At 62.1% G+C, this 12,643-nt stretch carries 12 protein-coding genes; 9 read left to right on the plus strand and 3 right to left on the minus strand.

Features of this window, described 5'->3' with window-relative positions; genetic code table 11:
• The first annotated feature begins 79 nt into the window (after window positions 1–79).
• Both uxuA and BLU35_RS13420 read left to right on the plus strand, forming a co-directional pair.
• Window positions 80–1,270, plus strand: a complete 1,191-nt coding sequence (gene uxuA, locus BLU35_RS13415) for a mannonate dehydratase (protein WP_093233381.1) — start codon at window positions 80–82, stop codon at window positions 1,268–1,270.
• Between the two features lie 10 nt (window positions 1,271–1,280).
• Window positions 1,281–1,973: an RraA family protein gene (locus tag BLU35_RS13420; RefSeq protein WP_093233382.1), complete on the plus strand. Its 693-nt coding sequence runs from the start codon at window positions 1,281–1,283 to the stop codon at window positions 1,971–1,973.
• A 30-nt stretch (window positions 1,974–2,003) separates the two neighbouring features.
• Here BLU35_RS13420 and BLU35_RS13425 read toward each other — a convergent pair whose 3' ends face one another.
• Entirely contained in the window at window positions 2,004–2,486 is a 483-nt protein-coding gene (locus tag BLU35_RS13425) for an Lrp/AsnC family transcriptional regulator (protein ID WP_057251205.1), read from the minus strand.
• A 103-nt stretch (window positions 2,487–2,589) separates the two neighbouring features.
• Here BLU35_RS13425 and BLU35_RS13430 point away from each other — a divergent pair, with 103 nt between their 5' ends.
• The 6 genes from BLU35_RS13430 to BLU35_RS13455 all read left to right on the plus strand — a co-directional run bounded on the left by BLU35_RS13430 (window position 2,590) and on the right by BLU35_RS13455 (window position 9,205).
• On the plus strand, window positions 2,590–4,086 hold the full coding sequence (locus BLU35_RS13430; protein WP_093233383.1) for an aminotransferase class V-fold PLP-dependent enzyme: 1,497 nt from the start codon (window positions 2,590–2,592) through the stop codon (window positions 4,084–4,086).
• A complete protein-coding gene (locus BLU35_RS13435) occupies window positions 4,079–4,954 on the plus strand; it encodes an MBL fold metallo-hydrolase (RefSeq protein WP_093233384.1) in 876 nt (291 codons plus the stop codon). Before BLU35_RS13430 ends, BLU35_RS13435 begins: the two co-directional genes overlap by 8 nt.
• Window positions 4,955–4,982: 28 nt before the next feature.
• Window positions 4,983–5,744: a sulfite exporter TauE/SafE family protein gene (locus tag BLU35_RS13440; protein ID WP_093233385.1), complete on the plus strand. Its 762-nt coding sequence runs from the start codon at window positions 4,983–4,985 to the stop codon at window positions 5,742–5,744.
• Window positions 5,745–5,903: 159 nt separating this feature from the next.
• Window positions 5,904–6,899: an SLAC1 anion channel family protein gene (locus tag BLU35_RS13445; RefSeq protein WP_093233386.1), complete on the plus strand. Its 996-nt coding sequence runs from the start codon at window positions 5,904–5,906 to the stop codon at window positions 6,897–6,899.
• Complete coding sequence (locus BLU35_RS13450) at window positions 6,899–7,858, plus strand: GlxA family transcriptional regulator (protein ID WP_093233387.1); 960 nt, start codon at window positions 6,899–6,901, stop codon at window positions 7,856–7,858. The genes BLU35_RS13445 and BLU35_RS13450 overlap by 1 nt, the downstream gene beginning before the upstream one ends.
• Before the next feature lie 48 nt (window positions 7,859–7,906).
• Window positions 7,907–9,205 (plus strand): amidohydrolase family protein, encoded by a 1,299-nt coding sequence (locus tag BLU35_RS13455; RefSeq protein ID WP_093233388.1) that lies wholly within the window; start codon window positions 7,907–7,909, stop codon window positions 9,203–9,205.
• Between the two features lie 69 nt (window positions 9,206–9,274).
• Here BLU35_RS13455 and BLU35_RS13460 read toward each other — a convergent pair whose 3' ends face one another.
• On the minus strand, window positions 9,275–10,132 hold the full coding sequence (locus tag BLU35_RS13460) for a MurR/RpiR family transcriptional regulator (protein WP_057251212.1): 858 nt from the start codon (window positions 10,130–10,132) through the stop codon (window positions 9,275–9,277).
• A 173-nt stretch (window positions 10,133–10,305) separates the two neighbouring features.
• A complete protein-coding gene (locus BLU35_RS13465; RefSeq protein ID WP_210185135.1) occupies window positions 10,306–11,379 on the minus strand; it encodes a polyamine ABC transporter substrate-binding protein in 1,074 nt (357 codons plus the stop codon).
• A gap of 169 nt (window positions 11,380–11,548) precedes the next feature.
• Here BLU35_RS13465 and BLU35_RS13470 point away from each other — a divergent pair, with 169 nt between their 5' ends.
• A complete protein-coding gene (locus BLU35_RS13470; protein ID WP_093233389.1) occupies window positions 11,549–12,643 on the plus strand; it encodes an ABC transporter ATP-binding protein in 1,095 nt (364 codons plus the stop codon).

Here is a 12,643-nt window from a genome sequence, read left to right on the forward strand (position 1 = left end):
TGTTGGACCAATCGGACATTATTAACGGGCGTGGTCCAACAATAGCTACTGACGCGGGTAGGAGTTCTGCATGAGACTGATGGAAGAGTGTTTTCGCTGGTATGGGCCAAATGATCCGGTGCCGCTCAGCCATATCCGACAGGCGGGGGCAACGGGGATCGTCTCGGCGCTGCATCATATCTATGACGGATCGCCCTGGTCGGATGAAGCGATCCTTGCCCAAAAGACGCTGATTGAAGCCGCCGGTATGCGCTGGAGTGTCGTCGAGAGCATCCCGGTTCACAACTCGATCAAGCTCGCGACCGCCGACAGCGCCCGCTACATCGGCTGGTACAAGGACACGCTGCGAGCGCTGGCGCGCGCGGGTATCACGACTGTCTGCTACAACTTCATGCCGGTGGTCGACTGGACGCGCACCGAGCTGATGCAGCCATTGGCGAATGGCGGCTATGCGCTGCGCTTCGACGCGGTCGACTTTGCCGCCTACGATCTCTTCGTGCTGAAGCGGCCGCGCGTCGCGGATAGTTACTCCGAACGGCAGATTTTCGCCGCTCGCCAGCGTTTCGATCAGATGGACCAGGCGAAGATCGACCGGATCGAGCGCAATCTCATTGCCGGCCTGCCGGCAACCGAGCGCCAGTTCAACCGGGCGAGCTTTCTGGCCGCCCTTGCCGAATATGACGGCGTGACGGCAGACGCCCTACATGCCAACCTAGCGCGCTTCCTCAAGGAGATCGTTCCGGTGGCAGAAGAGGTCGGCATCCGGCTTTGCATCCACCCCGATGATCCAGCCTTTTCGCTCTATGGCTTGCCGCGCATCGTTTCGACAGCCGAGGATGTCAGGCGCATCCTCGCCGCCGTCGACAGCCCCGCCAACGGCATCACCTTCTGCACCGGATCCTATGGCACCCGCGCCGACAATGATCTGCCAGCCATGGTTCGTGAATTCGGCCCACGCATTCACTTTGCCCACCTGCGCAATGTCCAGCGCGAGGAGGACGGCTCCTTCTACGAGGCCGATCATCTCGGCGGATCGAGCGACATGCCGGCAGTGATCCTTGCGCTGATGCAGGAACAGGAACGTCGGCTACAGGAAGGCCGCGCCGACTGGCAAATCCCGCTTCGCCCGGATCACGGGCACCTCCTGGCCGACGACATCGGCAAGGAGCGGATCAACCCCGGCTATTCGCTGATCGGCCGGTTGAAGGGCCTCGCGGAAATCAGAGGCGTGATGCAGGGCATCGCTACCGCCATGGCACACATGGCTTGAGGGAAGAGAAATGACACGTTTTGAAGACGATACCGAACTGTTTGCCGCCATGCGCAGCCGTCTGTTCACGGCCGTGGTCGGCGACATCCTCGACACGATGGGGCTGCAACACCAGTTCCTGCCGCCGCAGATCCGGGCGCTCCGCGACGACATGGTCGCCGTCGGGCGGGCGATGCCCGTACTCGAAGCCGATTTCTTCGCAACCGCCGAGGCGAGCGGCCATTCGGAATTCAGCTCGAAACCGTTCGGCCTGATGTTCCACGCGCTCGATAGCCTCAAACCCAACGAGATCTATGTCTGTTCCGGCTCCTCGCCACGTTACGCCGTCTGGGGCGAGCTGATGTCGACCCGTGCAATGAAACTAAAAGCCGCCGGCGCGATCTGCGACGGCTATTGCCGCGACAGCGCCGGCATTCTTGCGCTCGATTTTCCGACTTTCTGCTACGGATCCTATGCGCAGGACCAGGGGCCGCGCGGCAAGGTCGTCGACTACGGTATCCCGATCGAGATCGGCGGCATCCGCATCCGGCCGGGCGATATCCTCTTCGGCGACCGCGACGGCGTGCTCGTCATCCCGCGCGAGGCGGAACGGGAAGCAATCGCGCTGGCGCTGGAAAAGGCCGAAACCGAAAGCAAGGTGCGCCTCGCGATCGAGGCCGGCATGAGCACGGTCGAGGCCTTCGAGCGCTTCGGCGTGATGTGACCACAAAATGTGGCGCCGGAGCCCGGCGCCTTACTTCAACCGGCTGAGATCCACCGGGCGATTGTTGATGATCGCCTCCATGGAAAAGAAGCCCGTGACCGTGGCGAGATCGAAGTTGGTGATGAGCTTCTGATAAAAGGCGTCGTAGCCGCCCATGCCCCGGGTCACCACCTTGATTAGATAGTCCCAGTCCCCGCCGATCCTGTAGAAGTCGATCACTTCCGGCAGTCGCTCGACATGCTGCCGGAAGCCGTCGCTCCATTCCTTGGAGTGATGGCGTGTGCGGATCATCACGATCACCGTCAGATCCAGGCCCAGAGCACTGAGATCGATGTCGCAGTGCGAACCCCGGATCATGCCGATCGACTGCAGACGCTGAAGGCGCCGCCAGCAGGCATTTTGCGATAACCCGACCCGCTCCGCCAACTCACGCTGCGAGAGGCTCGAATCCTTTTGCAGCAACGTCATGATCTTCAGATCAAAACTATCTATTTTTGATGATTCTTCGATCATTTGACACAATACAGCGCGACTGGTGCAGGAAGATAGGTGAATTTTTTGACCATGAAGGGGAATATAATCGCTGTCAATGTTCGCTCCAACGGAGGTTAGCGAGATGATCGTTCCAACAGTTCACCGCCACTCCTGTGAGGAGCTTAGCCCGCTTGCCAAGTTCCGCCAGGCTTTGAACCGCCCGGGCATGATTGCCGATCTTCGCGACGATCTCGTCGGCGCGAAGGCGCAGATCGTCGGCCCATATGGCACGAAGCCGCTCGTCTATGCCGACTATGTCGCTTCCGGCCGGGCACTGCGGGTGATCGAAAGCTTCGTGCTCGACGAAGTCCTGCCCTATTACGCCAACAGCCACACGGAAGCCTCCTATTGCGGCGGCTTCATGACCCGGTTGCGGCGGGAAGCGCGCGCGCTGATCGGCGAATTCTGTGGCGCGACTGCCGACCACGCCGTGATTTTCACCGGTTCCGGCGCCACTTCGGGCATCAACCGGTTGGTCAAGCTGTTCGGCGTTGCCGAAGCCGTAGCGGCGGGCAAACAGGTCCGCGTCATCATCGGGCCCTACGAGCACCACTCCAACATCCTGCCATGGCGTGAAAGCGGTGCTGAGATCGTCGAACTGGCCGAATGCCAGGCGGGCGGGCCGGACCTTGCCGAACTTGCCCAAGCGCTAAACGCCGGTTCACGGGACCTGACGGTCTGCACACTCTCTGCCGGTTCGAACATCACCGGCATCACCAGCGACGTCGCGGCGATCACCCGGATGGTCAAGGGGGCCGGCGCGAAGATGATCTGGGACTATGCCGGCGCCGGTCCTTACGTTCCGATTTCCATGTCGCCTGCCGGTCTCGAGATCGACGCCATTGTCGTCTCGCCGCACAAGTTCATCGGCGGTCCGGGCGCCTCCGGCATCCTGATCGTTCGCCGCGACGGCGTCGTGACCGACAAACCGACCTGGCCGGGTGGCGGCACCGTGAAGTTCGTTTCGCCTGATACCCACGACTACAGCGGCAATCTCGAAGCACGCGAAGAAGCGGGAACACCGAATGTCGTCGGCGACATCCGCGCAGCCCTCGCCTTCATCGTCAAGCATGCGATCGGTCTTGAAGAAATGGAAAGGCGCAACCGCGCGCTGGCCCAACAGGCCTTTGCCGCCTGGAAGACCGTCCCGCAGCTGGAGCTGCTCGGCCTTCAGGAACCGGATCGCCTGCCGATCTTCTCCTTCCGCATCAGGAACGGCAAGGGCGGCTATGTCCACCAGCAGCTCGTTACTCGCATGCTCAGCGATCGCTTCGGCATCCAGGCACGCGGCGGCTGCGCCTGTGCCGGGCCCTACGTACACCGGCTGCTGTCGATCGATGCCGAACACTCCGAACAGATCCGACAGGCGATCCTCGCCGGCGAAGAGATCGAGAAGCCCGGGTTCACACGGCTGAACTTCAGCGTCCTGCTTTCGGACGAAAAGGTGAAGTTCATCCTCGATTGCGTCGCCCAGCTGGCGGCGGACGCGCCCACCTTCGAAGCCGATTACGATTTTGACCCCGCTCGCGCAATCTTCTTCCCGTGCGCAACGGCTGAAGAGGCGCTCGCCTATGCATAAGCCCGATGTGACCGGCTTTTACGACGCCCGCACCGGCAGCATCCAGTATGTTGTTGCCGATCCGGCGACGGGCAAATGCGCGATCATCGACCCGGTGCTCGATTTCGACGAGAAGTCGGGCTCGACCGCCACGCGGAATGCCGACGCGATCATCGACCATGTCGCGGCCAAAGGCCTGACCGTCGAATGGATCCTCGACACCCACCCTCATGCCGACCATTTCTCGGCGGCGCGCTATCTCAAGGCCCGGACGGGAGCGCCGACGGCGATCGGCGAACACGTGAAGGGCGTGCAGCGGATCTGGAAAGCGATCTATAACTGGCCGAATTTCGCCTGCGACGGTTCGCAATGGGACCGGCTGTTTACTGACGGCGAGACGTTCCGGATCGGCGAGCTCAAGGCTCGCGTCCTGCATTCGCCCGGCCACACACTCGCGTCGATCAGCTATGTGATCGGCGACGCAGCCTTCATTCACGACACGCTGTTCATGCCCGATAGCGGCTCGGCGCGCGCCGATTTCCCGGGGGGAAGCGCTGCCGACCTCTGGCGTTCGATCCAGGCGATCCTGGCACTGCCGGATGAAACTCGGCTCTTCACCGGCCACGATTATTGCCCCGGCGGCCGCAAGGCGCGCTGGGAAAGCACGGTCGCGGAGCAGAAGTCCAAAAACCCGCATGTCGCCGGCAAGTCCGAGGCCGATTTCGTCGGCTTGCGCGAGGCGCGCGACCGCACCTTGCCGATGCCGAAGCTCATTCTGCATGCGCTGCAGGTCAATGTCCGCGGCGGCGAACTCCCGGCCGCCGAAGACAATGGCCGGCGCTACCTGAAAATCCCGCTCGACGCCCTTCCCGGTTCGGTCTGGGGGTAGAGGCATCGTGGCGGATCCTTTCCAGCAAATGCTGCTCGCGATCGGCTCCGGCTCGCTCACCGGCTTCACGCTCGGCTTGATTGGCGGCGGCGGCTCGATTCTCGCGACGCCACTGTTGATCTATGTCGTGGGCATTCGCGACGTGCATACGGCGCTCGGCACCGGAGCGCTCGCGGTTTCTGTCAACGCCTATCTCAACCTCGTCAGCCACGCGCTTCGCGGCCATCTTTGGTGGCGGTGCGCCCTGATCTTCACGGTGGCCGGCTCGCTTGGCGCCTATCTTGGCTCCAGCCTCGGCAAGCTGGTCGACGGCCAGCGCCTGCTGTTCCTGTTCGGGCTGGTGATGATGTTCGTCAGCTTCGCCATGAAAAAGGTAAAGTGCGACACGGCGGCCACGCCGCAATCACTTTCGATCGGGACGCACGGTAAGACCGGAGTGACGGCGCTTTTGACCGGTACCTGCTCCGGTTTCTTCGGCATCGGCGGCGGTTTCCTGATCGTCCCCGGCCTGCTGCTTGCAACGGGCATGCCGCTCATCAATGCGGTCGGCACGTCGTTGCTTGCCGTCGGCACCTTCGGCCTGACGGCCGCGATCAACTACGCTTCCTCGGGTTTGGTAGACTGGCGCATCGCCGGCTACTTCATCGCCGGCGGCATTTTGGGCGGAATCGTTGGCACCATCGTCTCCACCCGGCTTGCGACCCAGCGCGATACGCTGACGCAGATTTTCCGCGCCATCATCTTTTCCGTCAGCCTCTATGTTCTCTGGCGCAGCTACGGGGCACCGTGACCCGACCGAGGTGGTCGGCAACCGACCTGGCGGCGATACTGAGCGGTCCTTGGCCGGAAACATACGCAGCGAGTCCGAAATCGTACTGTTTGCATCATTCAAGACAAAGGTGCAGCGTGTTTTAATCCTGTCAGCACTCTTTCGGACAGGAACAAGCCAATGACCGTTCAATCCATAGATCTCTCGAACAGCACGCTGCTGACCAAGCGGTCGATCTCGCAGCTTCCGATCAACCTGTTCGCCTCGGTAATGGGCATCACGGGCCTGAGCCTCGCCTGGCGCGAAGCCACCAGGACGATCGGACTGCCGGCCCTTCCCGGGGAATATGTCGGCTGGCTCGGTACCTCGATCTTTCTGAGCCTTGCCCTGGGCTATGCCATCAAATGGCGCCGGCACCCGGGCTCGGTCGCCGCTGAATTCGCCCATCCGGTTCAAAGCAACTTCTTTGCGACCGTCGCAATCGGCCTGCTTCTGCAGTCTGCCTTTCTGAACCTTTACAGCCCGCTGCTGTCAGAGGTCGTCTGGACCATCGCGTCTGCGCTGACCTTCGCCCTCGCCTATGTCGTCGCCAGAGGCTTCCTCGGCCGGCAGCAGTCGCGCGATACCACCCTGCCGCCGCTACTCATCCCCGGCGTCGCCACCCTTGATATCGCCGTTACCGGCCACGCCATGCCGTTCTCCTGGGCGCATGAAGTCAATATGCTTGCCTTTTCGGTCGGCAGCGTCATCGCCGCGGTCTTTATCGCGCTCATCTTCTCGCGGTTGCGCCACGAAGATCCGCTTCCGGCGCTGGCTCGGCCGTCCCTCATGGTTCTGGTCGCCCCCTTTGCCGTCGGCTTCCTCGCCTATACTAACGTCACGGGTTCGGTCGATCTCTTCGCCACGGTCCTGTTCTACTTTGCCCTGTTTCTCATGCTCGTCCTGTCGCCGATGGTGTTCCGCTCCCATGTTCCCTTTAGCGTCACCTGGTGGGCCATCAGCTTTCCGCTTGCTGCCCTGTCGATCGCCTTCTTCCGGTATGCCGCTTCTGCCGGGAGCGCTATCCTGACCGTCCTGGCGGGACTGTTCTTCCTGTTTCTTGCCGGCGCCATCGCTGTCGTCTTCTATCGTACGGTCAGCATCGTCCTGACCGGCAGATTGTTCGAGGTTCGTTAATGGCCGTTCACAAGGTCGCCATCGTCGCCATGCAGGGCGTGCAGCTTCTCGACGTCATCGGGCCCTCGGACGTGTTTGCGGAGGCCAACCGTCAGAGCGGCACCGACCACTATTCCGTGGAGGTCGTCAGCGCGTCCGGCAGTCCGGTGCGCGGATCTTCCGGGTTGACGCTGCTGCCGGATCGGTCGCTGGAGGAAGGTGTTTCCGACATCGATACGTTGCTTGTGGCCGGGGATCCGCTCATTCATGAACGGCCACTGCCAGCATCGCTTCTCGCCTGGGTGAAGGAAGCATCGGCTCGCGCCAGCCGTTTCGGATCGGTGTGCTCCGGCGCCTTCGTGCTCGGCGAGGCGGGTCTCTTAAACGGCAGGCGGGCGACGACGCATTGGTCGCAAGCGGTGGAATTCGGCAAGCGCTTCCCGGAGGTGAAACTCGAGCCCAACCGCATTTTCACCAAGGACGGCAACGTCTGGACCTCAGCCGGCGTAACGGCCGGCATCGACCTGGCGCTTGCCATCGTCGAGAAGGATCTCGGCCTGGACATCGCTTTGAAGGTCGCACGTGAACTCGTTGTCTTCCTCAAGCGGCCCGGCGGCCAGACCCAGTTCAGCACCCTTCTCGCCGGCCAGCTTGCACAGAAGACACCCATTCGTGCGGCTCAGGATTTTATTGCCGACAATCTCTCTGCCGACCTCGGCGTCGCAGCGGTTGCCTGGCGCGTCGGCATGAGCGAGCGAAACTTCTCCAGGCAGTTCAAACAGGAGGTGGGCATGACGCCCGCCGACTACGTGGAGAGCATGCGGCTCGAGGCGGGACGCAGGCTTGCCGAAGACACCGGCATTCCACTGAAAAAGATTGCCACGGATATCGGCTTCCGTGACGATATCGCCTTCCGTCGTTCCTTCGTTCGTCGATTCGGCACGTCGCCGGCCGCCTATCGCAAGAGCTTCGGATCGTAGGCATGCCAGCTTGGTCCACAAGCGGCTTGACATCTGGAGAAGCCAGCCATGTTCGACCTGATCATTCGAAACGCCAACCTGCCGGACGGACGCCAGGGCATCGACGTCGGCATCCGCGGCGGAACGATCGGCGCAATCGAGCCGAACCTTGCCGCGACCGCGGGCGAAGAGATCGACGCCACCGGCCGGTTGCTGAGCCCACCCTTCTGCGATCCGCATTTCCACATGGATGCAACGCTGTCGCTCGGCCTGCCGCGGATGAACATCTCCGGCACGCTGCTTGAGGGCATCGCGCTCTGGGGCGAGTTGCGCCCAACCTTGACCAAGGAGGCGCTGGTCGAGCGGGCGCTGCGTTATTGCGATCTCGCCGTCAGCCAGGGGCTTCTCGCCATCCGCAGCCATGTGGACACGTCGGATCCTCGGCTGGTCACGGCCGAAGCGCTGCTCGAGGTCAGGGAGAAGGTCGCGCCCTATATCGACCTGCAGCTCGTTGCCTTCCCGCAGGATGGCTACTATCGGGCGCCCGATGGCGTCGCATCGCTTGAGCGTGCGCTCGACATGGGCGTCGATATCGTCGGCGGCATTCCCCATTTTGAGCGGACGATGGAGGATGGCGCACGCTCGGTGGAGGCGCTTTGCCGCATCGCCGCCGACCGCGGCCTGCCCGTCGACATGCATTGCGACGAGACCGACGACCCGTTGTCGCGCCACATCGAGACGCTGGCGGCCGAGACCGTGCGCTTCGGATTGCAGGGACGCGTTGCGGGCTCGCATCTCACTTCGATGCACTCGATGGACAACTACTATGTTTCCAAGCTCATCCCGCTGATGGTGGAAGCGAAGATCAACGTGATCCCCAATCCGCTGATCAACATCATGCTGCAGGGGCGCCACGACAGCTATCCCAAACGCCGCGGCATGACACGAGTGAAGGAGTTGATGGCGGCTGGGCTCAACGTCGCCTTCGGGCACGATTGCGTCATGGATCCCTGGTACTCGATGGGGTCGGGCGACATGCTGGAAGTCGCCCATATGGCTGTTCATGTGACGCAGATGGGCGGCATCGAGGACAAGTGCAGGATCTTCGACGCGATCACCGTGAACTCGGCGAAAACCATGGGCCTTGAGGGCTATGGGCTGGAGGTGGGCTTCAAGGCCGATCTGGTCCTCTTGCAGGCGGCCGATGTCAGCGAGGCCCTGCGGCTGAAGCCGAACCGGTTGTTCGTGATCAAGGCTGGCAAGGTCATCGCCCGGACGGCGCCGCGCATCGGCGAGCTCTTTCTCGATGGGCGCCCGACATCGATCGATATTGCGCGGGATTACATCCCGCAGGCGACCCAGGGCTGAACGGAGACTTCGAATTTTGGACGCGATTCCGGACAGAAAACCGCTGCACACTTTTCCTGGTATCGCTGCCTAGTCCTCGAAATCGCCGAAGATGTTCTGCAGCCGGGTCAGCTGGGCGACGCGCTCACCGACATCATCGCCGAGCACGACAATGATGTTGCTCAAGAGCAGGTCCATGACCGCGACGGTTGTCGCCGCCCCGTCCCACAGCGGACCGTGCGACCCGGGCACAATGAGGCAGATATCGGAGACCTCAGGTGCCCAGGGGCAGAACTCGTCGGTATAGAGGATGACCTTGACGCCGGCGCGGCGGGCTTCCTCGGCAAGCGGCCGGGCCTTGGCGGCGAAACGGCGCACATCGTGCAGGAACAGCACTCGCCCCTCGACCGAGCCATCGAGCAGCTCGGCATAGGTGCCGTTGAGGCCGTCGACGAACTGCACGCGCGGCCGGGTATAGGACAGTTGGCTGGCGAAATATTGCGCGATGCCGCGAACGTTCTGATAGGCGGCGACATAGACTTCGCTCGCAGCAATCAGGGCGTCGATCGTCTGCTGCCATTCCGGGGCGGTCGTCAGCTCGTAGATCATGCCGAGATTGTCGACCTGCTGCTGGATCAGGCCGGCGAGCAGCTTGCCTTCGCGGTTATCCTCCCGCAACCGGCCGACAGAGCCCTTGACCTGCCAGGCGGGATTGTTGGAGCCGTCACGCCTGAGCTCGTGCTTCAGCTGGTCGAGGCCATCGAAGCCTAAACGCCGGAGATAGCGCCCGACGGTCATCGGCGACACTTCGAGGCGGGTCGCGATCGAGCGCGCCGTTTCGAAGGGGATCTCGGCGAGGTTGCGCTCGATGTAGTTGGCGATGAGCTTGTCCGACTTCGAGCGTCTCATCTCGTCGCTGCGCAGCAGCTTCAGGATGCGCGGTGCCACGTCCCCTCCCATTCTACAGCGCCACCGGTCTTATCAGACGGAAAAAGGTCGCTGCAGCACTTTGAATTGCTGCATGTTTATCCTCAGCCACGAGGTAAGGAAACACGCAAGTCTGCCGAAGCGGATGCCGGGTAACAAACCGCCGCATCCGCTCCTGTCGTCGCATTGCGTCTTTATTGCGCCGTCTTCACCTTCGTCCAGACCCGGTCGAGCTGGCGCACGCCGGGGCCGAGGTCTTCGAAGATTTGCAGCTTCTGCATGGTTTCCGGCGGCGGGTTGATTTCCTTGCTGTTCTTGATCTGCTCGGGGGTCAATTGCCGCGCCGGCACGTTGGCCGTCCCGTTGGTCTGCTGTTCAATATTGAGCGCCGCGACTTCCGGGCGCGTATAGAACTGCAGGAACTTGACCGCGTTGTCCTTGTTGGGGGCCGACTTCAGGACGCAGATATCCTCCTGGTACATCGTCGCCCCTTCCTCGGGGATCACGTAGCCGAGGTCTTTGGGGTTGGCGAAGACATCGACCATCGAGCCGACGAAGAAGTGACCAGCCGCGACATCGCCGGCAGCGACCATCGGGCGGGTGTCATAGGTAAAGGCGGCAACGTCGGGCTTCATCGCGATGATCGTATCGGCAGCCTGCTGCAATTCCGCCGGGTCGGTGGAATTGACCTTGTGACCGTTGAGGATCAGACCCACCGAAAGCACCTCGCGCATGTCGTCGAGCAGCGTGAACTTCAGCCCTTTCGCCTTCACCGTCTCGATCAGGTCGCGCCAGCCGGTCACGTCCTTGCCGAGAAGTTTTCTGTTGTAGAGAATGCCGACCGAGCCGAAGGCGTAAGGTAGGCAATACTCGCCCTTCGGATCGCTCTTGGCCCGAAGGAAGGTCGGGTCGATATTCTTGAAGCCCTCGTAGTCGTTGATGTCCGTCTTTTCGAGCAGGTCGAGCTTGGCCATGATGTCCTGCATGTGGACCGACGGGAAGACGATATCGTAACCCGTGGCCCCACCCTGGATCTTCGCCAGCATCTCCTCGTTCGAGGAATAAGTGGAGAGGTTGACCTTGATCTGGGTCTCTTCCTCGAACTTCTTGAGGACAGCCGGATTGATGTATTCGCCCCAGTTGTAGATGTTGAGCTCGGCCGCTTCCGCGGTGCCGAACAGAGCGGAAAGTGTCGTCAGCAAAACGGCCACGCCACGTGCGCGGGTGGCGAAAGGCCTCTTGCCTACACACGTCACCCCATTCGTCATTGTCATCATCATTCTCCTCTGATGGTCATGGCCGTTCGGCCCCTCTACGGCCCTTGCCGGCCGCTTCCGGATCACGGCTTCTGGTGGCCGTTGACTCCGATAGCCAAATGGTATCCATATATCGGAAACGCACAAGCGTTATTTGCATAACATTTTGGGGAACAGAAGTATGCAGAATTCCATCGTCCGGCTGGTGGAGGCGAGCAAGGCCTTCACCACTCCGGAAGGCGGCATCGTGACCGCTCTCGACAGCATCAATCTCGACGTCCGCCGCAACGAATTCCTGACCTTGCTCGGGCCCTCCGGCTGCGGCAAGACCACGCTGCTGCAGGCGATCAGCGGTTTCGTCGAACTCGACGGCGGCTCGATCCTCATCGACGGCGAGGACATCACCGACCGGCCGCCCTACCGCCGCCCGGTCAACACGGTCTTCCAGAACTATGCGCTGTTTCCGCACATGACGGTCGGCGAAAACGTCGCCTATTCGCTGGAAGTCGCGGGCGTCGCCAAGCCGGCGCGCCGTGAAAAGGTCGCCGCCGCCTTGAAGATGGTAGGACTGGAAGGCATGGAAGGCCGCAGGCCGCGCCAGCTCTCCGGCGGCCAGCAACAGCGCGTGGCGCTGGCCCGCGCCATCATCGCCCGGCCGAAACTCTTGCTGCTCGACGAACCGCTGTCGGCGCTCGACAAGAACCTGCGTCAGGCGATGCAGATCGAACTGAAGACGCTGCAGAACGAGCTCGGCATCTCCTTCATCTTCGTCACCCACGACCAGCAGGAAGCGCTGACGATGTCGGATCGCGTCGCCGTGCTCTCCGGTGGCCGCATCCAGCAGCTCGATACGCCGCGCGCCATCTACGACCACCCGGTCAACACCTTTGTCGCCACCTTCATCGGCGCCAGCAACCTGTTCGAGGGCACGCTCGCCGGCGACCGGCTGATGACGGCGGATGGCATGGCGATCCGCCACCAGCCCTGCGACAAGAAAATTTCGACCAAAGCGACGGCGTTGATCCGGCCGGAACAGTTCTTCCTTGCGGAGGAAAACGCCCCCTTTCCGACGATCGACGTCGATCTCGACCAGATCGTTTTTGTCGGCTCCACCTTCGAGCTGTTCGGCCGCACTGCCGAGGGACGCAAGGTGATTGCGGAAGTTCCAGCCAATCGGCGCAATCTCGTCGGCACGGTCGAACGGACACGCAAGGCGCGGCTTGCCTATGACCCTGCTGCGGTGCACCTCATCGGTGCCAATGCCGGGGGTGCGTGA

The sequence above is a fragment of the Sinorhizobium sp. NFACC03 genome (assembly GCF_900103435.1).
Taxonomy (GTDB): domain Bacteria; phylum Pseudomonadota; class Alphaproteobacteria; order Rhizobiales; family Rhizobiaceae; genus Ensifer.